Origin of the sequence: Collinsella sp. AM41-2BH (genome assembly GCF_003468085.1) — a bacterium.
GTDB lineage: Bacteria > Actinomycetota > Coriobacteriia > Coriobacteriales > Coriobacteriaceae > Collinsella.
In genome coordinates this window covers 83,298-106,034 of sequence record NZ_QSGH01000002.1, presented here as the reverse complement: position 1 = coordinate 106,034, position 22,737 = coordinate 83,298, and the positions used below count along the sequence as shown (strand labels likewise).

Annotated in this window: 21 protein-coding genes; 19 read left to right on the top strand and 2 right to left on the bottom strand. The window is 61.7% G+C overall.

What is annotated here, in order from left to right; genetic code table 11:
* The first annotated feature begins 194 nt into the window (after window positions 1-194).
* From DW899_RS01840 to nhaA, 7 genes are all read left to right on the top strand, one after another.
* Entirely contained in the window at window positions 195-1,595 is a 1,401-nt protein-coding gene (locus DW899_RS01840; RefSeq protein ID WP_117799800.1) for a glycoside hydrolase family 1 protein, read from the top strand.
* A 120-nt stretch (window positions 1,596-1,715) separates the two neighbouring features.
* Window positions 1,716-3,068 carry a PTS sugar transporter subunit IIC gene (locus DW899_RS01835; protein WP_117799799.1) on the top strand — a complete coding sequence of 451 codons (1,353 nt, stop codon included), beginning with the start codon at window positions 1,716-1,718 and terminating at the stop codon, window positions 3,066-3,068.
* Between the two features lie 155 nt (window positions 3,069-3,223).
* The gene (locus DW899_RS01830) at window positions 3,224-3,526 is read left to right on the top strand and encodes a PTS sugar transporter subunit IIB (protein WP_117735519.1); all 303 of its coding nucleotides are present in this window, start codon (window positions 3,224-3,226) and stop codon (window positions 3,524-3,526) included.
* Window positions 3,527-3,535: 9 nt separating this feature from the next.
* Window positions 3,536-3,868, top strand: a complete 333-nt coding sequence (locus tag DW899_RS01825; protein ID WP_199570242.1) for a PTS lactose/cellobiose transporter subunit IIA — start codon at window positions 3,536-3,538, stop codon at window positions 3,866-3,868.
* Window positions 3,869-4,107: 239 nt separating this feature from the next.
* Window positions 4,108-5,061: an ROK family protein gene (locus tag DW899_RS01820; RefSeq protein ID WP_233539868.1), complete on the top strand. Its 954-nt coding sequence runs from the start codon at window positions 4,108-4,110 to the stop codon at window positions 5,059-5,061.
* A 166-nt stretch (window positions 5,062-5,227) separates the two neighbouring features.
* A complete protein-coding gene (locus DW899_RS01815) occupies window positions 5,228-6,151 on the top strand; it encodes a manganese-dependent inorganic pyrophosphatase (protein ID WP_117799797.1) in 924 nt (307 codons plus the stop codon).
* A 267-nt stretch (window positions 6,152-6,418) separates the two neighbouring features.
* On the top strand, window positions 6,419-7,777 hold the full coding sequence (gene nhaA, locus DW899_RS01810; RefSeq protein WP_117637073.1) for a Na+/H+ antiporter NhaA: 1,359 nt from the start codon (window positions 6,419-6,421) through the stop codon (window positions 7,775-7,777).
* A 373-nt stretch (window positions 7,778-8,150) separates the two neighbouring features.
* Here the strand turns inward: nhaA and DW899_RS01805 are convergent, their stop codons facing one another.
* The gene (locus DW899_RS01805; RefSeq protein ID WP_022093864.1) at window positions 8,151-8,405 is read right to left on the bottom strand and encodes a hypothetical protein; all 255 of its coding nucleotides are present in this window, start codon (window positions 8,403-8,405) and stop codon (window positions 8,151-8,153) included.
* A gap of 149 nt (window positions 8,406-8,554) precedes the next feature.
* On the opposite strand from DW899_RS01805, the gene DW899_RS01800 reads away from it, so the two are divergent.
* The 7 genes from DW899_RS01800 (at window position 8,555) to DW899_RS01770 (ending at window position 15,508) form a co-directional block, all read left to right on the top strand.
* Window positions 8,555-9,859 (top strand): aminotransferase class I/II-fold pyridoxal phosphate-dependent enzyme, encoded by a 1,305-nt coding sequence (locus DW899_RS01800; RefSeq protein WP_117799796.1) that lies wholly within the window; start codon window positions 8,555-8,557, stop codon window positions 9,857-9,859.
* A 66-nt stretch (window positions 9,860-9,925) separates the two neighbouring features.
* Window positions 9,926-10,240 (top strand): STAS domain-containing protein, encoded by a 315-nt coding sequence (locus DW899_RS01795; protein WP_089572422.1) that lies wholly within the window; start codon window positions 9,926-9,928, stop codon window positions 10,238-10,240.
* Window positions 10,241-10,393: 153 nt separating this feature from the next.
* Window positions 10,394-10,966, top strand: a complete 573-nt coding sequence (locus DW899_RS01790; RefSeq protein ID WP_158566546.1) for a twin-arginine translocase TatA/TatE family subunit — start codon at window positions 10,394-10,396, stop codon at window positions 10,964-10,966.
* A complete protein-coding gene (gene tatC / locus DW899_RS01785) occupies window positions 10,966-11,757 on the top strand; it encodes a twin-arginine translocase subunit TatC (protein WP_055285525.1) in 792 nt (263 codons plus the stop codon). The genes DW899_RS01790 and tatC overlap by 1 nt, the downstream gene beginning before the upstream one ends.
* Window positions 11,758-11,763: 6 nt before the next feature.
* Window positions 11,764-12,120 carry a hydrogenase maturation nickel metallochaperone HypA gene (gene hypA / locus DW899_RS01780; protein ID WP_117565013.1) on the top strand — a complete coding sequence of 119 codons (357 nt, stop codon included), beginning with the start codon at window positions 11,764-11,766 and terminating at the stop codon, window positions 12,118-12,120.
* Between the two features lie 55 nt (window positions 12,121-12,175).
* Window positions 12,176-12,859 carry a hydrogenase nickel incorporation protein HypB gene (gene hypB, locus DW899_RS01775; protein WP_117583579.1) on the top strand — a complete coding sequence of 228 codons (684 nt, stop codon included), beginning with the start codon at window positions 12,176-12,178 and terminating at the stop codon, window positions 12,857-12,859.
* Between the two features lie 54 nt (window positions 12,860-12,913).
* Window positions 12,914-15,508 (top strand): DNA topoisomerase I, encoded by a 2,595-nt coding sequence (locus DW899_RS01770; RefSeq protein ID WP_117799794.1) that lies wholly within the window; start codon window positions 12,914-12,916, stop codon window positions 15,506-15,508.
* A 142-nt stretch (window positions 15,509-15,650) separates the two neighbouring features.
* On the opposite strand, the gene DW899_RS01765 is transcribed toward DW899_RS01770, so the two are convergent.
* The gene (locus DW899_RS01765; RefSeq protein ID WP_117799793.1) at window positions 15,651-16,634 is read right to left on the bottom strand and encodes a zinc-ribbon domain-containing protein; all 984 of its coding nucleotides are present in this window, start codon (window positions 16,632-16,634) and stop codon (window positions 15,651-15,653) included.
* Window positions 16,635-16,853: 219 nt separating this feature from the next.
* On the opposite strand from DW899_RS01765, the gene tmk reads away from it, so the two are divergent.
* The 5 genes from tmk (at window position 16,854) to DW899_RS01740 (ending at window position 22,386) form a co-directional block, all read left to right on the top strand.
* Window positions 16,854-17,537: a dTMP kinase gene (gene tmk / locus DW899_RS01760; protein ID WP_117799792.1), complete on the top strand. Its 684-nt coding sequence runs from the start codon at window positions 16,854-16,856 to the stop codon at window positions 17,535-17,537.
* A gap of 1 nt (window position 17,538) precedes the next feature.
* Entirely contained in the window at window positions 17,539-18,666 is a 1,128-nt protein-coding gene (locus DW899_RS01755) for an ATP-binding protein (protein WP_117799791.1), read from the top strand.
* On the top strand, window positions 18,657-20,357 hold the full coding sequence (locus DW899_RS01750) for a regulatory iron-sulfur-containing complex subunit RicT (RefSeq protein ID WP_117799790.1): 1,701 nt from the start codon (window positions 18,657-18,659) through the stop codon (window positions 20,355-20,357). The genes DW899_RS01755 and DW899_RS01750 overlap by 10 nt, the downstream gene beginning before the upstream one ends.
* A gap of 102 nt (window positions 20,358-20,459) precedes the next feature.
* The gene (locus DW899_RS01745; protein ID WP_233503119.1) at window positions 20,460-21,266 is read left to right on the top strand and encodes a ComF family protein; all 807 of its coding nucleotides are present in this window, start codon (window positions 20,460-20,462) and stop codon (window positions 21,264-21,266) included.
* A 10-nt stretch (window positions 21,267-21,276) separates the two neighbouring features.
* Complete coding sequence (locus DW899_RS01740) at window positions 21,277-22,386, top strand: hypothetical protein (RefSeq protein ID WP_117799789.1); 1,110 nt, start codon at window positions 21,277-21,279, stop codon at window positions 22,384-22,386.
* Window positions 22,387-22,737 lie beyond the last annotated feature (351 nt).

Here is a 22,737-nt window from a genome sequence, read left to right as displayed (position 1 = left end):
TTTACTTTAGAAATTAGAGCGCTATAGTTGTACGCAACGAACGGAACCCTGCCGCCGGCAGGGCCGACCGTTTGGGGACGGTTTTGTTTTGGCGGGCTGGATATCTGGATAACCGGTGCGCGCCCGCGCCGGATAACTTGCCAAAGCAAACCCGTCTCCAACCGAAAGCTCTAGACACGAAAGCGAGGACTTTGATGGCTCAGTATCAGCTGCCCCGTGACTTCTTCTTTGGCGCCGCTATGTCCGGCCCGCAGACTGAGGGTCAGTGGAACCAGGGCGGCAAGCTCGAGAACCTGTGGGATACCTGGTCCATCCAGGATCTGGATTCGTTCTATAACCGCGTTGGCTCTTATGCTGGCAATGACTTTATGGCTAAATACCAGGAGGACCTTCGCATTTTGAAGGACTTGGGCCTGGATACCTACCGCACCTCCATCCAGTGGAGTCGCCTGCTCGATGCTAACGGCAACCTCAATGAGGAGGGCGCCGCGTGGTATCACGAGCTGTTCCGTGCCTCTCGCGAGGCCGGCCTGGAGCCGTTCGTCAACCTGTACCACTTTGACATGCCCACCTACCTCTTTGACCGTGGTGGTTGGGAGAGCCGTGAGGTCGTCGAGGCGTACGCTCATTACGCCGACGTTGCCTTCCGCGAGTTTGGCCAGGAGATCAAGTACTGGTTCACCTTTAACGAGCCCATCGTCGAGCCCGAGCAGCGCTATCAGGAGGGCGTGTGGTACCCGCAGCTCCATGACTATAACCGCGCCCGCACCGTGCAGTATCACATCTCGCTGGCGCACGCGCTGGCCGTGGCCAACTATCGTAAGGCCTATGACGAGGGCGCTATTCGCGCCGATGCCAAGATCGGCATGATCAACTGCTTTACCCCGGTCTACACCAAGCAGAACCCCAGCGAGGCAGACCTCGAGGCCGTGCGTATGACCAGCGGCATCAACAATCGCTGGTGGCTCGACCTTATTACCAAGGGCGAGCTTCCCGCCGACGTGCTCGACAGCCTGGCCGAGGGCGGCGTTAAGCTCCCGTTCCGTGCCGGCGACCAAGAGATTCTCAAGCAGGGTGTTGTCGACTGGCTCGGCTGCAACTACTACCACCCCACGCGTGTTCAGGCGCCGGCGAGCAAGGTCGACCAGTACGGCCTGCCGCACTTTGCCGACGAGTACGTATGGCCCGACGCCGTTATGAACGAGAGCCGCGGCTGGGAAATCTACCCGCAGGGCCTCTACGACTTTGGCATGGACTGCGCTAAGAACTACCCCGATCTTGAGTGGTTTGTATCCGAGAACGGTATCGGCATCATGGACGAATACAAGAACCGTGACGCCGAAGGAACCATCCAGGATGACTACCGCGTCGACTTTGTGCGCCAGCACCTGGAGTGGGTCGCCAAGGCAATCGCCGAGGGCGCCAAATGCCGCGGATACCATTACTGGGCCGTCATCGATAACTGGTCTTGGGCCAATGCCTTTAAGAACCGTTACGGCTTTGTCGAGGTCGACCTCATGGACGGCTACAAGCGCCGCCTTAAGAAGTCGGCGGCCTGGCTCAAACAGGTCGCCACGACCCACGTGGTTGATTAGCGACCGGGCGAACGCCCAGACCGCGCGCCGCCGCGCGCAAAACATGGCACATCTGGTGGCAGAGGGCGACAGACCACCGTGCGCATAGGAAAAGGCCGGATTTGAAAGTTAGGAGCAATCATGGCCAGTGACAACGGAAAGAGCTTCCTCGACAAGTTTGCCGAGGTCTCTGCGAAGGTGGGAAACCAGGTTCACCTGCGTTCCCTGCGCGATGCCTTCGCGACCATCACGCCGCTCTATATCCTTGCGGGTATCGCGGTTCTTATTAACAACGTCGTGTTCCCCCTGTTCCCGCTCGATGCAGCGGGCCTTGCCAACCTTCAGACCTGGGGTTCGGCAATTACGCTGGGCACCCTCAACGTCTCTGCCATTATCTTGGCCGGATTGATTGGCTACAGCCTCGCTAAGAACGAGCGCTTCGATAACCCGCTTGCCTGCGTGGTCGTCGCCATCTCTGCTTTCGTCATCATGATGCCGCAGCAGATCACCGCCACGCTTGCCGCCACGAGCCCGCTGCTCACCGACAAGATCACCTCTGCCGAGGTCACGGGCGCCCTTTCGACTGCCAACACCGGCACCAACGGCCTGTTCGCGGCTATCATCATCGCCCTGCTCTCCGTCACGCTCTTCATTAAGATTTCCGGCGTCGAGAAGCTTAAGGTCAAGCTGGGCGAGGGTGTGCCTCCCGCGGTCTCCAACTCCTTTAACGTCATGATCCCGATGCTGCTCAACCTCTCGATCTTCGCCATTGCCGCGGCTCTGCTCGCCGTGTTTGCCGGCACCGATCTGTGCACCATCATCTCCACGTGCATTTCCAACCCGCTCAAGAGCATCATGAACGCCGGTCCGTGGGCTGTTATCCTCATCTACACTCTTGCGAACCTGCTGTTCTGCGTCGGCATTCACCAGTCCACCATCTCTGGCGCTACCGTCGAGCCGATCCTGACCATGCTCATCGTCGACAACATGGCTACCTTTGCCGCCGGCGGCACCATCCAGCCCGATCACTACATGAACATGCAGATCGTCAACAGCTTCGCCCTTATCGGCGGCTCGGGCTGCACCCTCATGCTCCTGCTCGATACCTTCCTGTTCTCTAAGAACAAGGCTTCCAAGACCGTTGCCAAGATGGCTATCGTTCCTGGCTTGTTTAACATCAACGAGCCGGTCATCTACGGTTACCCCGTCGTGTACAACCTGCCGCTCATGATTCCGTTCGTGCTTCTTCCCGACCTGTTCATCGGCATCACCTATGGCCTGACCTGCGCGGGCATCATCAGTCCCTGCATCGCCCAGGTGCCTTGGACCATGCCTCCCGTCATTAACGCCCTGCTTGCCACGGGCTTTGACTGGCGCGCCGGCGTGTGGCAGGCCCTCGAGCTTGTCATCGGCATGGCTGTCTACCTGCCTTTTATGAGGATCTCCGAGAAGGCCATCGCCAAGCAGGAGGCCCTTGCCGAGCAGAACGCCTAAACGGTTCGTTTTCCCTTCCACCGTTGCGGGCACCGGTACGCGGTGCCGATGCCCGCGGCTCTCCTCTTGTGTGAAGACGCAGGGGGTGGGTACAGTAGCCGCAAGGAATAAAACCAGTTGTCGTCTGCGCGCCGCGCAGTTATAAGGAGGAAACCATGAAGAAGATCATGCTCTGCTGCAATGCCGGTATGTCCACGAGCCTGCTGGTCCAGAAGATGCAGTCCGAGGTCGCAAGCCGTGGTCTGGACATCGAGGTCGAGGCCCGTCCTATGAACGAGGCTCACGATCACCTGGACGAGTGCGATATCTTGCTGCTCGGCCCGCAGATTGGCTACACCAAGGGCGATTTTGAGAAGGAGGCCGCTGGCCGCTTCCCGGTTGAGGTCATCAACATGGTCGACTACGGCCGCATGAACGCTGCTGGCATCATCGACCACTGCGTCAGCGTGATGGGCTAGGTGCAGCGCATGGAGGATATGAACGAGCTGCAGATGACCTGCTTCGAGATCATCAGTTTCGTCGGAACCGCCAAGAGCATGTACATCAATGCCGTGCAAAAGGCCAAGGAGGGCGATTTTGACGCCGCCGAGGAGCTTATTAAGCAGGGCGACGAGGCTTACAACGGTGGCCACGATGTCCATATGGGGCTCCTTAAAAAGGAGGCCAACGGCGAGCGTAACGGCGAGGCCCCGCTGATTCTGCTGCATGCCGAGGACCAGATGGCCGGCACCGAGACCATGCGCGTCATGGCGACGGAGCTCATCGAGGTCCACAAGCTGCTGCAGGCGCTTAAGGCCTAGTCGGCGTTATCGCCGCGATGGACCGCGGTCCAACAGACAACACAGTCCCTTTGACGGGCGCCGGGAGTCTCCGCCTCCCGGCGCCCTTATATTTGGCGAAGGCCCTGCGCGACCTTTTGAGCGGTCGTTTGCGTTTTCCCAGATAAAACCTGCCAAAACAAACCTGTCCCTTTTTGGCAGGTTTTTGTCTTGGGAGCGGTACCATACAGGCAATGTTTAAACGAGAAAGGTGGGCTCCCATGGAACCTAAGCAGTACTATATCGGCATCGACGTCGGCGGCACTTCGGTTAAGGAGGGCCTGTTCGACGAGGACGGCAACCTGCTTGCCAAGGCCAGCGTGCCCACGCCTCCCATCGTTGATGCTGCGGGCTTTGCCGCGGTGACCGAGGCTATCGACCAGGTGGTCGCCAAGGCGCAGATCCCGCGTGCCTTTGTGGCGGGCATTGGCCTGGCCGTTCCGTGCCCCATTCCGGCTTCGGGCGATGCCAAGGTCAAGGCCAACATTGCCATCAACCTGCCCGAGCTTAGGATCGCCATCCAGGAGCACTGCCCCGACGCGGTCGTTAAGTACGAGAACGATGCCAACGCCGCTGCCATGGGCGAGGCCTGGCTCGGTTCTGCCAAGGGCGTGCAGAACGTGGTGATGGTCACCATCGGTACCGGCGTGGGCGGCGGCGTTATCGTCAACGGCGACGTGGTGTCGGGCGTTGTGGGCGCCGGCGGCGAGATTGGCCACATGTGCCTGAACCCCGAAGAGGAGCGCACCTGCGGCTGCGGCGGCCATGGCCACCTGGAGCAGTATTCCAGCGCCACCGGCGTGGTGAGCAACTACCTTGCCGAGTGCAAGAAGGCAGGCGTCGAGCCCATCGAGCTCACCGGGCCTTCTGATTCCAAGGACGTGTTCCAGGCCTGCCGCGAGGGTGACAAGCTCGCGCTGGCAGCTGCCGATACCATGGCCGACTATCTCGGCCGCGCCCTGGCGCTTATTGCCAACGTGGTCGATCCCGAGATGTTCCTGATCGGCGGCGGTGCTTCCGCTTCGGCCGATGTCTACCTCGACAAGGTTCGCGAGCACTTTAAGCAGTACGCGCTTTCCGCCTCGCGCGAGACGCCCATTAAGGTCGCTTCGCTCGGCAACGACGCCGGCATCATCGGTGCCGCCTACGTAGCCCTGCGCGCCGCCGGCAAATAGCTGGTGCAAGGGGGCCAGGTTACTTTGCACCAACATGGTGCAAAAGGGACAGCCTTGGCCTCCATGCCTGCCCCAAAATATGCCGTGCTCCTTCCGTCTGCGAAGGCTCGGCATCGGCGTGCTACCATAGCTACGTCCAAGTACACATATCAAGTGGAGGATATCCATGGCAAACGTTCTTGTCTTTGGTCACCAGAACCCCGATAACGACGCCATCATGAGCGCCGTCGTCCTGTCCCAGCTGCTTAACCAGGTTGAGTATGCCGGCAATACCTACGAGGCCTGCGCCCTTGGTCAGCTTCCGGCCGAGTCCGCCAAGTTGCTCGCCGACGCCGGCATTGCCGAGCCCCGCGTGATTGATTCCGTCGAGGCCGGTCAGCTCGTCGTCCTCACCGACCACAACGAGTCTGCCCAGTCCGTCGCCGGCCTTAAGGACGCCACGGTCTTTGGTGTTGTCGATCATCACCGCATCGGCGACTTCGAGACCGCCGGCCCGCTGCACTACATCTGCCTGCCCTGGGGCTCCAGCTGCACCATCGTCACCAAGCTCGCCGGCGTGCTCGGCGTTGAGCTTTCCGACGTTCAGGCCAAGCTGCTGCTCTCGGCCATGATGACCGATACGCTCATGCTCAAGAGCCCCACCACCACCGATGTCGATCGTGCCGTCGCCGCCAAGCTCGGTGAGCAGGTGGGCGTCGACCCGGTCAAGTTTGGCATGGAGGTCTTCCTCACCCGTCCGTCCGGCTCCTTCACCGCAGCCCAGATGGTTGGCAACGACATCAAGATGTTCGAGTCCGCTGGCAAGAAGCTGCTCATCGGCCAGTACGAGACTGTCGACAAGAGCCGTGCGCTTGGCATGATTGACGAGATCCGCGAGGCCATGCGCGCCTATGCCGCCGAGAAGGGTGCCGATGGCATTGTCCTGTGCATCACCGACATCATGGAGGAGGGCTCGCAGGTCCTGCTCGAGGGCGAGACCGAGGCCGCTCAGAAGGGCCTGGGCATTGCCGACGAGCACGACGGCATCTGGATGCCGGGTGTCCTCTCCCGTAAGAAGCAGGTCGCTGCCCCCATCATGGCCGCCTGCTAGGTTTAGTTGACCAAACGCCACGACCGGATCGCGGACGTCCCGCGCTCCGGTCGTTTTTTGTGCACGGCGCCGCGTCGTCTCTTGGACAGGCGTGCCCGTGCCGTTGAGCAAATAATGTTCAACCTGTGGTTCCGCTTTTCGGCCACGCCTGCGTGCTTGTCGTGCAGGGTAGGCTAGATGCAAGCGTAATACGTTAGAGCGCGGCGCCGCCACTTGGGCGGGCCGTGCTTTTTTAAGACGGGAGCTTTCCCGTGAAAGGAGCCGCCCATGGCAGCAACTGAGCAGCTGTTCAACGTTCGTGAGCGCAAGCGCTTTGAACGTCACGACATCTGGGAGCGCATCGCCGAGAACGGTACGATTTCCGCCGCCGTCATGGTCTTCGCCGCCATCGCCGCCGTCATTTGCGCCAATACCGATGCCTACGAGGCCATCCATCACTTTTTGGAGACCCCGCTGTATGTGGGTCTGGGCAACCTTACGGCCGGTCTCACCGTTGAGCTTTTCGTCAACGACTTCCTCATGGCGATTTTCTTTTTGTTGGTGGGCATCGAGCTTAAGTACGAGATGACGGTCGGTGAGCTCAAGAATCCGCGTCAGGCCATGCTTCCCATGCTGGCGGCCGTGGGCGGCGTTGTCGTTCCCGCCTGCATCTACCTGATCTTTAACCATGCCGGCGCCCGCAACGGTTGGGCCATCCCCATGGCAACCGATATTGCCTTTGCGCTGGGCGTGCTGTCGCTTTTGGGCAATCGCGTGCCCAACGGCGTGCGCGTGTTCTTCTCGACGCTCGCCATCGCCGACGACCTCATCTCCATCGCCGCCATCGCCATCTTCTACGGTCAGAGCCCCAATCCGTTTTGGTTGGGCGCCGCCGCGCTTGTGACCTGCGCGCTCGTGTGGCTCAACAAGACGCAGCACTACCGCCTTGCCCCGTATTCGGTACTGGGTCTGCTGTTGTGGTTTTGCATGTTCAAGAGCGGCGTGCACGCTACGCTTGCTGGCGTCATCTTGGCCTTTACCATCCCGGCCAAGTGCGGTGTCAAGCTCGATAGCCTCACCGATTGGCTGGGCGAGTGCCTGCCGCTGCTCGATGATCGCTACGACGACGAGGCGCACATCCTGGGCCAGCATGACTTTACCGTCTCGACCACCAAGGTCGAGCGCGTCATGCACCGCGTAACCCCGCCGCTCATCCGCATGGAGCGTCTGATCTCCACGCCGGTCAACTTCGTGATCCTGCCGATCTTTGCGTTCGTGAACGCGCAGGTTCGCCTGGTGGGCGTGGACATGAGCACGCTGCTCACCGACCCGGTGACGCTCGGCGTGTACTTTGGCATGCTGCTGGGCAAGCCGATCGGTATCTTTGGCATGACGTTTGCCCTGGTTAAACTCAAGATTTCCGAGTTGCCGCATAATGTCAACTGGCACATGATCGCCGGTGTGGGCATTTTGGGCGGTATCGGCTTTACCATGTCGATCCTCATCAGCGGCCTCGCCTTCCCGACGGCCCAGTTTGAGGTTCTTGCAGCCAAGGCCGCTATTCTCGCCGGTTCGGTCACCGCAGCCGTGCTCGGCATGATCTACATGAGCGTGGTCTGCAAGCATCCCTCGCCCAAAGACGAGTAAGAGCGCGAAAACCGGCTCCAGAACCGATTCGGGCGCGTTCAAAATGCGGATTCGGGCGGTGCTTGCCGCCTGCCAGACACGCCAGTGGTCAAAAAACGCCGTTTGTGAGTACTGTCACAAACGGCGTATCATTTTAGGTGCGGAAAATAATGAACAAAGTTATAAGAACTGTACGCTAATGAGTGACCATCGACTTCCAATTTGGCGCTAGCTGACGGTGATTAGGAAGTTTCAAGTCGAGTTTTGCCGATTTCGACCAAGAATCGCTGCTACTAAAAAGGTAACAGTACTCATATTTGCCCTTTTTTGGCCACAAGCCCTAAAACAAGCCTCGCCAAGGTCGGGAAGCGGGCCAAATCGCCGGCCTCGAGGCTTATTCCACCGTTCCGTAGACGGCGCCCCAGCCGTGGGCGGCCAAGGCGGAGTTGAGCTGGTCGCAAAGTGACTGGCGGTCGTAGTAGCCGGGCGGCAAAAGGTTCACGATCTCCATGAGGTCGGGCGCCAGGTCCAAGATTTCGGCCTGTACGATCAGATCCAGGCGGTCGATGGCGTGGCGGTCGTAAAACAGTCCGTCGACCAGGCGCTGCAAGTCGCCGAATTCCTCGGCCTGAAACGATCCGTACTCCATAGTGCCTCCTTGGGCGCCCCACGCCGGCATGCGCGGCGATTCGTAATTGATTGCGATGAACTTAATCTATCACGGCTTCATAACGTTGCGGCGGTGGCGGTCTATACTTAGACGAACTGCAACGTACCGCTTCGCGAAAGGTCGCACCCATGCAGACGATCTACCAGAAGATGGAAACCACCGAACTCGATACCGCCATCGAGGCGCTCAAGACCGAGGTCGCCGAGGTCAAGGCCAAGGGCCTGGCGCTCGACATGGCCCGCGGCAAGCCGTCGCCCTCCCAGGTGGACATCTCGCGCCCCATGCTCGATATCCTCAATGCCGACGCCGATCTGCACGACGGCAACGTCGATTGTTCCAACTACGGCTGCTTTGAGGGCATTCCCTCGGCACGCAAGCTGGCGGGGGAGTTCCTGGGCTGCCCCGCCGAGCAGACGCTTGTGCTGGGTTCGTCGAGCCTTTTGATCGAGCATGACATCGCCGGCATGTTCTGGCGTTGTGGCTCGTGCGGCAGCGAGCCCTGGGACGCCTACGAGGCCGCGCACGACGGCAAGAAGGTCAAGTTCCTGTGCCCCGTTCCCGGCTACGATCGCCACTTTGGCATCACCGCCGACTTGGGTATCGAGAACGTCCCCGTCGCGATGACCGACAACGGCCCCGACATGGACGAGGTCGAGCGCCTCGTTGCCGCCGACGATTCCATCAAGGGTATCTGGTGCGTGCCCAAGTATTCCAACCCCACGGGCATCACCTTTAGCGAGGACACCGTGCGCCGCCTGGTTGAGATGCCCACGGCCGCGCCCGATTTCCGCATCTTCTGGGACAACGCCTACTGCGTGCACGACCTGTACGACGAGACCGACGAGCTCGCAAACATCTTTGACCTCGCTCGCGCGGCGGGCACCGAGGATCGCGTGGTGGCCTTTGCCTCGACGTCCAAGATCACCTTCCCGGGCGCCGGCATCGGCTTTATCGGTGCGAGCCCCGCGGTTATCGCCGAGTTCTCCAAGCGCCTGAAGGCCGGTCTCATCAGCGCCGACAAGCTCAACCAGCTGCGTCACGTGCGTTTCCTTCCCACCATCGAGGCGGTCAAGGAGCACATGAAAAAGCATGCCGAGTTCCTGCGCCCGCGCTTTGAGGCCGTTGAGCGTAAACTCACCGAGGGCTTGGGTAACACGGGTTGCGCCACTTGGACTCATCCCCATGGCGGCTACTTTGTGAGTTTCGATGGCCCCGAGGGCTCGGCCCAGAAGGTCGCCGCGCTTTGTGCCGACCTGGGCGTCAAGCTCACGCCGGCTGGTGCCACCTGGCCTTATGGCAAGGATCCGCGCGACACCAACATCCGCATCGCGCCGAGCTATCCCACGGTCGAGGACCTGGAGGCTGCGCTCGATGTGCTGGTGCTGGCTGTCAAGCTCGTCGCTGCCGAGCTTGCGCGTGCCGAGCGCGCCTAACGCGTAGGGCCCCGCAAGTCCGCGCCTAGTACTATCCGCACTTTCGATACGTAAAGGAGCGTATACATGGATTTGGGTATTTCCACCAACCCCACGCCAGAGCTCTACACCATTAAGGTGACCGGTGAGATCGATATCTCTAACGCCGATAGCCTGCGCAATGCCATCGACCTGGCGCTCGAGCAGCCCACTGAGGCCGTTGAGCTCGATTTTGCCCAGGTGAGCTACATCGATTCGACGGGCATTGGCGTGCTTGTGGGCGCCGCACACCACGCAGCTGATCATGGTAAGCGTTTTAGCTGCGTCAACGTGCAGCCCCCGGTGATGCGCGTGGTTCAGCTGTTGGGCGTCGACCAGGAGATTTCGATCACCGCTGCATAATCTTTGCCCCCAAAAGGGCGTGCCGTTTGGCATATGTTTGTGATGCGCTCGGACGTTTTGGCGTCCGGGCGCTATACTTGACCGAATGAATAGACGAGTTCCGGCCGAATGGCGCGGTGCGGGCTCGACTCACATCGAGCCTTGGAGGTATGTGTGTTTGGTATTGGAGAGGGTGAGCTCGCGATCATCGTGGTCTTCGGCTTTTTGCTGTTTGGCCCGGATAAGCTCCCGCAGATGGGCCGCACGATCGGCCGTGCCATCCGTCAGTTCCGCGAGACGCAGGAAAAGATGACGGCCGTTGTTCAGTCCGAGATTATCGATCCGGTGAGCGAGGCCGCGTCGGCCCCGGTCAAGCCCAAGAAGACTGCTGCGACCGACGACGATTCCGATGTGGACGAGGATGCCGCCGAGACGGCAGCGCCCGCCAAGAAGGAGACCTTTGCCGAGCGTCGCGCCCGTCTTGCTGCCGAGAAGGCCGCAAGCGAGGGTGCTGCTGAGGGCGAAGGCGCTGTTGATGAGGCCGAGGGTACAGAGCCTGCTGCTGCCGTCGAGCCCGAGCCTGCTGCAGAGCCCGAGCCCGAGCCGGCAGAGCCCACGACGGCTGACCTCTACGCCCGTCGTCCCCGCAAGCGCAAGGCCGTCGTCGACCAGCTCGCTCGCGAGCTCGAGGTCGAGGACGATGCCGAGGCTGCTGCCGCCGACGCCCCGAAGGGAGGCGATGAGTAATGCCGATCGGACCTGCGCGCATGCCGCTCTTCGATCACCTGGGAGAGCTCCGTCGCCGCCTGACCATCGTGGTCGTTTCGGTGTTTGCCGCCGCCATCGTGCTGTACTTTGCCACGCCCGTGGTGCTCGATATTCTTGAGGACCCCATCCGCTCCTTTGTGCCGGACGGTAAGTTTTACATCACCACCACGCTCGGCGGCTTTGGCCTGCGCTTCTCGCTTGCCATCAAGATGGCCGTGGTCATGTGCACGCCCATGATCATCTGGCAGATTCTGGCATTTTTCCTGCCGGCACTGCGCCCCAACGAGCGCAAGTGGGTTGTGCCCACGGTGCTCGCCTCGACGGTGCTGTTCTTCCTGGGTGCCATCTTCTGCTACTTCATCATCATCCCGGCGGGCTTTGAGTGGCTCATCGGCGAGACCTCGGCTGTCGCTACGGCGTTGCCCGATCTGGAGAACTACGTCAACATGGAGCTGCTCTTTATGATCGGCTTTGGTGTGGCGTTTGAGCTGCCGCTCATCATCTTCTACCTGTCCGTTTTCCACATCGTGTCCTATGCGGCCTTCCGCAGCGCCTGGCGCTACGTGTACGTAGGCCTGCTCGTGGGTTCGGCTGTGATTACGCCCGACGGCTCGCCCGTTACGCTGGGTCTCATGTATGGCGCCCTGCTCTCGCTCTACGAGATTTCGCTCGCCATCGCTCGCGTGGTCATTACCGCGCGCGAGGGCAAGGAGGGCCTGTTCGTGAGCCGTCTGGACCTGTTCTCGGACGACGAGGACGACGAGGAGTAAATCGGTATGCACGAGGTTGGCATTGTCAACGGCATACTCGATACAGTGATTCGCGCGGCGCGTGGGGCGGGGGCCTCGCGCGCCGTTTTGGTAACGCTTCGTATCGGGGATATGACCGAGGTCGTGCGCGAGGCACTCGACTTTGCGTGGGAGACGTTTCGCGATGAGGACCCGCTCACGCGCGGCTGCGAGCTTGCCGTGGAGGAGGTCCATCCACAAAGCGAGTGCCTGGACTGCGGCGAGGTCTTTGAGCACGACCGTTTCCATTGTCGCTGCCCCCAGTGTGGCGGCGCCAACGTGCGCCTGCTGCACGGCCGCGAGCTCGATATCGCAAGTATCGAAATCGAAACCCCCGACGATTAGCCCGCTAGCCATCTAATGATGGGGTATAAAGGGGCCAAAGTAAGGAGCGCTAAGTATGGCCGAGAAAACGATTGATATCGCGTCGCCGATCCTGTCGCGCAACGAGCGCCTGGCAGATCAGCTGCGTCAGCGATTTAATGAGGCAGGCACCTACGTGATCAATGTGCTGTCGAGCCCCGGCTCGGGTAAGACCACCACGATTCTGGGCACCAACGAGCGCCTGCGTGACAAGGCCGGCCTACGCTGTGCCGTCATCGAGGGCGATATCGCCTCGGATGTCGACGCCATCACCATGAAGGAAGCCGGCATGCCCGCCATCCAGATCAACACGGGCGGTCTGTGCCACCTCGAGGGCAACATGATCATGGAGGCTGTCGATGCCTTCGACCAGGCTGTGGGTCTGGAGAACATCGACGTCATCTTTATCGAAAACGTGGGTAACCTGGTCTGCCCGGTCGACTTTGACCTGGGCGAGAACCTGTCCATCATGATTCTCTCGGTGCCCGAGGGCGACGACAAGCCCATCAAGTATCCGGGCATCTTCCAGCACGCCGGCGCGCAGCTGCTCAACAAGGTCGACGTGGCCCCGGCTTTCGATTTTGACATGGATAGGTATACTAAGACACTCGATGACCTCAATCCGCAAGCGCCGCGGTTTGCCGTGAGCGCGCGCAAGGGCGAGGGCATGGATGCCTGGTGCGATTGGCTCATCGGGCAGATTGAGCAAGCAAGGGCGTAAGTCGGCCGCCATACGGGCGGGCGTAGCCGCAGAGATACGAGATAGGAGCCTCTTTTGAAGCTCATCATCGCCGAGAAAAACGATGCCGCGCGTCAAATCGCCGAGCGGCTGTCCACGGGTAAGCCCAAAAAGGACAAGGTGTACAACACCGCCATCTACCGTTTTGAGTGGAAGGGCGAGGAGTGCGTGACCATCGGCCTTGCCGGTCACATCCTGGCACCCGATTTTTGCGACAGTGTGCTGTTCGATAAAAAGCTGGGTTGGTATTCGGTCACCGAGGACGGCGAGATGTTGCCGGCCGATATGCCCGATGGCCTGGCCCGCCCGCCGTACGACACCAAGCGCAAGCCGTTCCTTGCCGATGGTATCTCCATCAAGGGCTGGAAGCTTGAGAGCCTGCCTTACCTTACCTGGGCGCCCGTCATTAAGCTGCCGGCCGAGAAGGAGCTCATTCGTTCGCTCAAGAACCTTGCCAAGAAGTCCGACAGCGTCATCATCGCCACGGACTTCGATCGCGAGGGTGAGCTGATCGGCTCGGACGCCCTCAACAAGGTGCGCGAGGTCGCGCCGGACTTGCCGGTCGCCCGCGCTCAGTATTCTTCGTTTACCAAGGCCGAGATTACGCAGGCCTTCGATAATCTTGTCTCGCTCGACCAGAATCTGGCCGACGCCGGCGAGAGCCGCCAGCACATCGACCTCATTTGGGGTGCGGTGCTCACGCGCTACCTGACGCTCGCCAAGTTTGGCGGCTTTGGCAACGTGCGCTCCGCCGGCCGCGTGCAGACGCCGACGCTTGCCCTGGTGGTCGAGCGCGAGCGCGAGCGCATGGCGTTTGTGCCCGAGGACTATTGGCAGATTCGCGGCATGGGTGCCGCTCAGGGTGCTGCCGAGGATGACCGCTTTAAGATTGCGCACAAGACGGCACGTTTTACCGATAAAGATGCTGCCGAGACGGCGTACGGCCACGTCGACGGCGCTACGACGGCAACCGTCGCCGCGGTGACCAAGCGCTCCCGCAAGCAGCAGCCGCCCACGCCGTTTGCGACGACCTCGCTGCAGGCTGCCGCCGCGGCCGAGGGCATCTCGCCTGCGCGTACGATGCGCATCGCCGAGTCCCTCTACATGGCGGGCCTCATCAGCTATCCGCGTGTCGACAACACCGTGTACCCCGCGACGCTCGATCTGGGCGCCGTGGTGAGCGACCTGGCAAAGATCAACCCGGCGCTGGCGCCCGTGTGCAAAAAGGTACTCGCCGGCCCCATGAAGCCCACGCGCGGCAAAGTCGAGACCACCGACCACCCGCCCATCTACCCCACGGGCGAAGGCGATCCGTCCACGCTCGATGGCGGCCAGCGCAAGCTCTACGACCTCATCGCCCGCCGCTTCCTGGCGACGCTTATGGGTCCCGCGACCATCGAGAATACCAAGCTCGAGCTCGACGTGAACGGTGAGCCGTTCGTGGCTTCGGGCGATGTGCTCGTGACCCCGGGTTTCCGCGAGGCGTACCCGTACGGACTCAAGCGCGACGAGCAGATGCCGCCGCTAGAGCAGGGCGACACGGTCGACGTGTTCGACATTAAGCTTGAGGCCAAGCAGACCGAGCCGCCCGCGCGCTACAGCCAGGGCAAGCTCGTGCAGGAGATGGAAAAGCGCGGCCTGGGCACCAAGTCCACGCGCGCGAGCATCATCGAGCGCCTGTATGCCGTGCGCTATCTCAAAAACGATCCCGTTGAGCCGAGCCAGCTGGGCATCGCCATTATCGATGCACTGTCGCAGTTTGCCCCGCGCATCACGAGCCCCGATATGACCAGCGAGCTCGACGGCGACATGACCCGCGTGGAGCGCGGCGAGGACACCGAAGAACATGTCGTGACGCACTCGCGCGCGCTGCTGGCCGGCGTGCTCGACGAGCTGCTCAAACATACGCAGGAACTGGGCGACGCCATCAGCGACGCCGTCACGGCCGATGCGCGCGTGGGCGCTTGCCCCAAGTGCGGCAAGGACCTGGTTATGAAGACGAGCGCCAAGACCCGCGGCAGCTTTATCGGCTGCATGGGCTGGCCCGACTGCGATGTGACCTATCCGGTGCCGAGCGGCGTCAAGGTGAGCCCGCTCGAGGGCGAGGCGGCCGTGTGCCCCGAGTGCGGCGCGCCGCGCATTAAGTGCCAGCCGTTCCGCCAGAAGGCCTTCGAGATTTGCGTGAACCCCACGTGCCCCACCAACTACGAGCCTGACCTTAAGGTGGGCGAGTGCAAGGTGTGCGCCGAGGCCGGACGCCATGGCGACCTGATCGCGCACAAGAGCGAGAAGAGCGGCAAGCGCTTTATCCGCTGCACCAACTACGATGACTGCGGCGTGAGCTATCCTCTGCCGGCGCGCGGTAAGCTCGAGGCGACGGGCGAGACCTGCCCCGAGTGCGGCGCCCCCATCGTGGTGGTCAACACGGCGCGCGGTCCGTGGCGCATCTGCGTGAACATGGACTGCCCGACCAAGGAGAAAAAGCCGGCCCGCGGGCGCAAGACCACAACCAAGGCGAGCACGGCGAAGAAGACAACGGCGCCCAAAAAGACGACGGCTAAGAAAGCCACTGCCGCCAAGAAGACGACCGCGAAGAAATCGACTGCCAAGAAAGCGGCCACCGACAAGTAGCGGCGCAGTCGAAACATTGCCCAAAAAAACGAGCGAGGACCCCGCGATCCTCGCTCGTTTTTTTGACCGGCAGTTAGGGATGTTCTTTTTCTGCCGGCAGTTTAGGAACGTCCCTAACTGCCGGCTCGGGAACGACAAAGCGCTAGTTCACCTCGACAGGCTTGGCGCCGGGATAGCGCTCCTCAAAGTCTAGGCGGTACTTATTGTCATTGGTGCCCGCCACGTTGTCGCGCGACAGCGGCGCCACGATCTCATTCTTGTGGTCCGCAGGCTTGGCGTATTTCAGGCTGATCTCCCAGGCATCACAGATTGCGTCAATGCGGTGATCCAGGTCGTCGTACAGGGCGATGATGTCCTTCCAGGGGCTGTAGTTCTTGGAGCTCGTCGGGACGTCCAGGTCCTCGACGATGTCGTAATACTGCTCGATGGTGTCCTCCGTGCGCTCGGCGACGTCGGCGAGATTTTGACGGGTGGTTCGATCCTCTTCCAGATAGTTGCCGTTGAAGTTCTGCGCGCAGCCACGGACCTGGCTGTCGAGATCTTCGAGCAGGTCGTAGTATTCGCTCAGTCGGCGGTAGAGGTTCTGCTCAGAGAGCGTTGCTTCGCCGCCATCCTCGTCGTCATCGTCATCATCGTCGTACAGGCTGTTGGGATCGCCGAGAGGCTTTAGGTCATCGTCGTCGACGTCATGGTGCAGCTTAGCTACCTCGGCAGTCGTCTGCGTGGCGGCGTTGTCGAACGGTCTGATTGCAAAGAAGATGACCAGGGCGATGATGATCGCCACCAGCACAACGATAACGGCGATAAGCGGCCCGGTGCCGCTCATTTTGGGAGCGGGGGTCTGTGGCGAAGCGGGCGCGTATGCGGGAGCCGGCTGCTGTTGGGGCGAGCCGCTCGCGACGGGTATGCGCTGCGTGGTCTCGACGGCCTCGTTCCTTGCGGCGGGGTCGGGGCTATAGGCGAGGGGGTCGTCCGCCTTGGCTTGCGGCGCATCAAGGGAGCCGGTCTGCTCAAAAGCGGGCTGGCTATCGCTCGCGGCTGTTTGCTCAACGGGTGCACCGCACGAGGTGCAGAACTTGGCATCATCTGCAAGACGCTTGCCGCACGAGGCGCAATACCGAGACATTGCCACTCCTTTCGCCACATTTCAATGCAATACGACGATTATACCCAGCGTACAAAAAAGCCGGCAGTTGGGGACGTTCCTTTTCTGCCGGCAGTTTAGGAACGTCCCCAACTGCCGCCCCAAACGACTAGGTCGGATTTGGGGTGCGCCGGACGCTGGGGTATCATGGCTTGGTTGATATATCTGCATTTACGCGCCTTGTAGGAAGGGGCTGCGCCCATGGCTTTTGAGCCCGCTCAACATAGCTTCATTACGCTCGAGGGCGTCGATGGCGCCGGCAAGTCCACGCAGGCGCGCCTGCTTGCCCGCGCGCTCGAACTCGCTGGCTATCAGGTTGTGAGCCTGCGCGAGCCGGGCGGCACTGCCATCAGCGAAAAGATTCGCGCCCTGCTGCTCGACCCTGCCAACACGACGATGGGCGATACCTGCGAGCTGTTGCTCTACGAGGCTGCGCGTGCCCAGCTGGTGCACGAGGTCATCGCGCCCGCCCTCGCTGCCGGCAAGGTGGTCCTGTGCGATCGCTTCTACGATTCCACGACCTGCTACCAGGCATTTGCCGATGGGCTCGACCGCCAGATGGTGCGCGACGCCAACAACCTGGCCGTCGCGGGAACGCACCCGGCGCTCACGCTCGTCTACCACATCACGCCCGAGCAGGCGGCGCTGCGCATGGCAGCCCGTGGCGCGGCAGATCGCATGGAGGCTAAGGGCATGGCATTCCAGGAGCGTGTCTACGAGGGGTTTTGCGCAATTGCTGCCGAGGAGCCAGACCGCGTAAAGCTCATCGACGCCACTACGACCGTCGAGGAAGTCTTCGAGAAGACGGTCGAGCAGGTTCGCGCGTACGGTCTCGACATTCCGCAGGAAGCCGTCGCCGCCGCGCTTGCCAAGGAGGCCGAGTAACATGGCCCCCGCTCAGGCAAGCCTGCTGGCCAAGCTCGACACCCAAGAGCGCGTGCGTGACTTTTTGACCAATGCCGTCGCTAGCGGTCGCGCATCGCACGCCTACCTGTTTTTGGGCGCTCCCGGCGCGGGCAAGCTCGACGCCGCGTGGGCGCTCGCCCAAGCCTTCCTGTGCGAGCAGGATGGCTGCGGCTCATGCGATAGCTGCGTGCGCGTCGCCCGCCATACGCACCCCGACGTGCACTATTACACGCCCGAGAGCGCCACGGGCTACCTTATTGCCCAGACCCGCGAGCTGCTCGATGACGTGCCGCTGGCACCCATTCGCGCCAAGGCCAAGGTCTACATCATAGACCGTGCCGAGCAACTGCGCGCCAACACCGCCAACGCACTGCTCAAGACACTCGAGGAGCCGCCCGAGGGCGTTATGTTTATCTTGCTGGGCACCTCGGCAGACGTGATGTTGCCCACTATCGTGAGCCGCTGCCAGTGCGTGCCGTTTCGGCTGGTGTCGCCCGCCGTGGCCGCGCGTGCCGTGAGTCGCGCCACCGGTCAGGACCCTGCGCGTTGCCGCATGGCCGTCGCCGTAGCGGGAAGCCCCACGCGTGGCATCGAGTTCCTCAAGAGCGCCGAGCGCCAGGATGCTCGCCGCCAGATGGTCCGTGCCATCGATTCGCTCATCGCCGCCGACGAGGCCGACGTGCTCAGCCGCGCCAAGTCGCTCATCGTCGCCGTCAAGGCGCCGCTCGCCGAGGTCAAGTCCACGCAGGAAAAGGTACTCGAGCAAAATGCCGACTACCTGTCGCGTGGAGCATTGAAGCAGCTTGAGGACCGCAACAAGCGCGAACTCAACGCGCGCGAGCGTTCGGGTATCATGGAAGCGCTGGCGAGCGCGCGGACGCTCATGCGCGACGTGCTGCTGACACTTCAGGACGAGGCGGCCGACGTGGTGAACGAAGACGTGCGTGACACGATCGGTCGGCTTGCCGCTGCGACGAATGTTGCGGGTGCCACCCAGGCGCTCGAGGCGGTCGCAACCGCCGAGCACAACATCGCCAGAAACGTTACTCCCCAGCTGGCCATCGAGGTCATGCTGTTCGATATCAGGAAGGCACTGAAATGCCGTTAGTCGTACCCGTTAAGTTTACCTACGCCTCGCGCGACCTGTGGTTTGACCCGCAGGACCTGGATATCCTCGAGGCCGATTATGCCATTTGCTCCACCGAGCGCGGAACCGAGATCGGCTTGGTTACGGCCGATCCCTTCGAGGTGCCGCAAGACGAGATCGGTCAGCCGCTCAAGCCCGTGCTGCGCGTGGCGAGCGACATCGACCTGCAGCTTGCCGACGATCTTGCCATCCAGGGCGACGAGGCCATGGTCGATTTCCGCCGTCTGGTCAAAGAACTCGACCTCGAGATGAAGCCGGTGGGCGTCGAGTACCTGTTTGGCGGCGAGAAGGCCGTGTTCTACTTTGCGGCCGAGGAGCGCGTCGATTTTCGCCAGCTCGTCAAGGATCTGTCCTCGACGCTGCACATTCGCGTCGACATGCGCCAGATCGGCGTGCGCGACGAGACTCGCCTGGTGGGCGGCTATGCCCAGTGCGGCCAGGAGCTCTGTTGCACGCGCTTTGGCGGACAGTTTGAGCCCGTCTCGATCCGCATGGCAAAAGAGCAGGACCTGCCGCTCAATTCCTCCAAGATCAGCGGCGTTTGCGGCCGCCTGATGTGCTGCCTGCGCTATGAGTTCGAAGCGTACAAGGACTTTAAGAGCCGTGCGCCCAAAAAGAAGACGCTCATCGATACGCCGCTCGGCAAGGCGCGTATTCAGGAATATGACACGCCGCGTGAGCAGCTGGTGCTGCGCCTGGAGAACGGCAAGGTCTTTAAGGTCAACCTGGCCGATATGACCTGCTCGGAGGGCTGCAAAAAGAAGGCCGCCGAGCAGGGCTGCAACTGCCGCCCCGACTGCGTGACGCGCGACGTGCTCGAGCGCATCGAGTCGCCCGAGATGCGTCTGGCGCTTATGGAGCTCGACCGCGAGAACGGCGTCGACGTGGGCGATGGCCTGTCGAGCGCCGACCGTCTGGCCGGTACGTCGATGCCCAAGCGCCGTCGTCGCGATGCTGAATCCGATGCTCGCGCCGGTCAGGGGCAGGGCGAGGGCCGTGGCCGCGGAAAGGGCCGCAGCAAGGCCGAGGCGCCTGAGGTCGAGGATACCGCCGGTGGCCGTCGCCGCCGCAAGCGTGCGGGCTCTGCCGATGCCGGCGAGGCCGCAGCCGCCGGCAAGAACGGAGCTCGCGAGCGCGAGGTTCAACAGCCCCAGCAGCAAAACCGCGGCGGTGGCATGAACCCCACGCGCCGTCGTCGCCGTCATCTGTCGAGCGAGGAGCGCGAGGACGCCTTCCGCGCCGCAGCTGCTCGCGAGGCTGGTGCCGCTTCCAAGGGCGCCTCGGCCTCCGACGCGCCTGCCGACAAGGGCGGCAAGTCACGTGGCGAGGAGGAGCGCGCGCCGCGTTCGCGCCGTCGCTATTCCTCGGGCGCGCAGCAGAAGCCCTCAGTGCCCTCCGTTGCCGATCAGGTCTCGGATGGCGAGGTCAAGGTCACGCGCCGTCGTCCCGGAGATGGCGGGGGAGCGGCTGCCAAGGCTTCGCGTGGCGCCGCTCGCGACGAGCGCGAGCCGCGCGAGGATCGCGGTGGCGAGGGCTCGGCCGACCAGGGTCAAAAGCGCCGTCGCCGTCGCCGTTCCCGCAAGCCGCGCCAGGATGGTGGCGAGGGCTCGGCCCCGTCTTCGTCTGCACCACAACCGCCTGCCGGCGAATAACGCCCGCGAGCGGATTTAACCAGCCTTGCCCCAATCGCGTCGGGGTACCATAGCGCTGAATCAACAACCCTCCCTGCGATCGAACGTAGGGAGGGTTGTGTCGTGAAGAGACATTTGAATGTGTTGGGATGCCTGCAAGGTGCCGGTGCCCTACCGTTTGCGGACGGATTGCTACCGTTTGCCGAGCGGGCGGCACGCGAGGCGCTCGAGGCATTGTCGCCAACACGATGTGCCGGCTGCGAGCGCGCCGGTGCGCTTATTTGCCAAGACTGCCTGGCTGCGCTCACGCTCATCGACCCACGGCATAGCTGCACCCGATGTGGCGCCCCGTTTGGGGATTTGCTGTGCACTGAGTGTTCGGTCGAGGGCACGTCCTCGGCAATGGCGGAGGCACTCGACCGGTGCCTGGCGTGCTCCGTCTATGCGCATCCGCTGCCGCGCATCATTAAAGCGTACAAGGACGCGGGCGAGCGACGCCTGGCGCCGTATCTGGCGGAGCTGCTCTACGACACCGCCCTGCATGCCCAGGTCGTAGCGCCCGAACGCTTGGGAGGTGTGCTGTCCGGTGCGGATGCGGTGGTGTTTGTGCCTGCGACGGCGGCAGCGTTTCGGCGGCGTGGCTTTGATCATATGGAGGCCATTGCGCGCCCATTTTGCGAGCTGTCGGGTGTTCCCCTGCTCGATGCCCTCGTCAAGTACGGGCATGGCGACCAGCGCGAACTCGGTCGTGAGGAGCGTCGCGAGCGTGCCCAAGGCATGTACGAGACGGTTGAGGACGTGCACGGCCGCCGCTTACTGCTTATCGATGACGTTATCACCACGGGCGCGACCATGGCAGCAGCCTCGGCGGAGCTCAAGCGTGCCGGCGCTGCGGCAGTCGATGGCCTTGCTATCGCACGTGTTTGGTAGGGGTGGTTTTGTGGCAGTGAAGATTGAGCGGCGCAACGAGCCGACAGGCGAACAGCTAGCGGCTTCCGTAATCCTAACAGGCGCTTCAGCGCTGCGCATGATGCGCGCCGAGCGCCGGCAGATGGGCTATATCAGCTGGAAGGACCTTAATCTCGATGAAGAGCGCCGTGTGCTGCGCACGTCGTCGCCCTCGACCGAGGATATCTATCTTCCTGACTTGGTGCGAATTGGAGCCAAAAGTGGCGAGGTGCAAGAAGATCTGTGCTTGCTGGTGGGATCTGCGGCGCAGCGCCGCCGCATGCCTGGCGTAGGCTGGTCCGTGTGTTCCAGGTTGCCCGCAGGCTCGATTCTAGAGGTGGAACCGGGGGTGTACAGCCTATCTCCCGAGGCCCTTTGTGTTGCCGTTGCGCGCGAGGTCGGCTGCATCCAGGCGTTTGCCCTGGCCCAGGAACTGTGCTCTAAGATTTCACTGAGCGACCGCGGGAAGTATCTGCCTCCCTATACCTCGCCTGTTGTGAATAGACTTGCAAAGGATAAGGACCAACCGACAGACGTGGGCTACTTTGAAGTCGAGCCAGCGCTGACGCCCGATCGCTTGGCAGATTACCTCGCGGCATGCAAGGGGAACGCGGCCAAACAATTGCAGCGTCTGTGTCCCTACTTGTCAGAAAACCTGCGCTCGCCCATGGAGTGCATCATGCTCGCCCTGTTTTCGCTTCCGTTTCCCTATGGCGGATTTGCTTGCGGTCCCTTTAAGACCGACTACAAGATCGAGTTCGATGATCGCGCGCAGGCAATCTCGGGGATGCCCCATGCAGTTTGCGATGCATATCAGGAGGCAGCCCGGTTTGACCTGGAATACAACGGTGAGCCGGGCCATTCCTCCCGGAGGGGGCGTATCCATGATGAAAAACGCAACACGGGCTTGATTACTATGGGAATCGAGGTCGCAACGGTCAACAACGAAATGCTTTGCGACATGGAAGCGATGGAAGCGCTCGCATGGCGCATCCACCAGCGTATGCGAAAGCGGTACCGGAATCGTGTCGATGCCCGCAGAAAGAAGCAAGAGGCGTTGCTTAACACGCTGCGGGTGTGTTTTGGGCTTAAGCCGGTCTAATTCGCGTCGAAAATAGGGGGTTAATCATATACCCTGGCCAAAATATGGCAAATATGAGTACTGTCACTAAATCAGTAACAGCAAAATCAAGGAATTTAGGACTCGGAGGCGGCGTAAAGTAAGAAGATAATAAACAAATGTAGAATAACCAAGCATCAGGTTGGCGACACTGAACGCGAAATCTGTCCGAGAGGCCAAAACTGCCTGTTACCAAATTGGTGACAGTACTCATATTTGCCATTTTTTGGCCACGGCACCCTAAGAAGGGTGCCCCGGAGCTCCCCACAGGGGAGCTCCGGGCTTCATAGGGGCACGAATAGCCCACTCCGACCTGCAAAATCTGTGCGCACG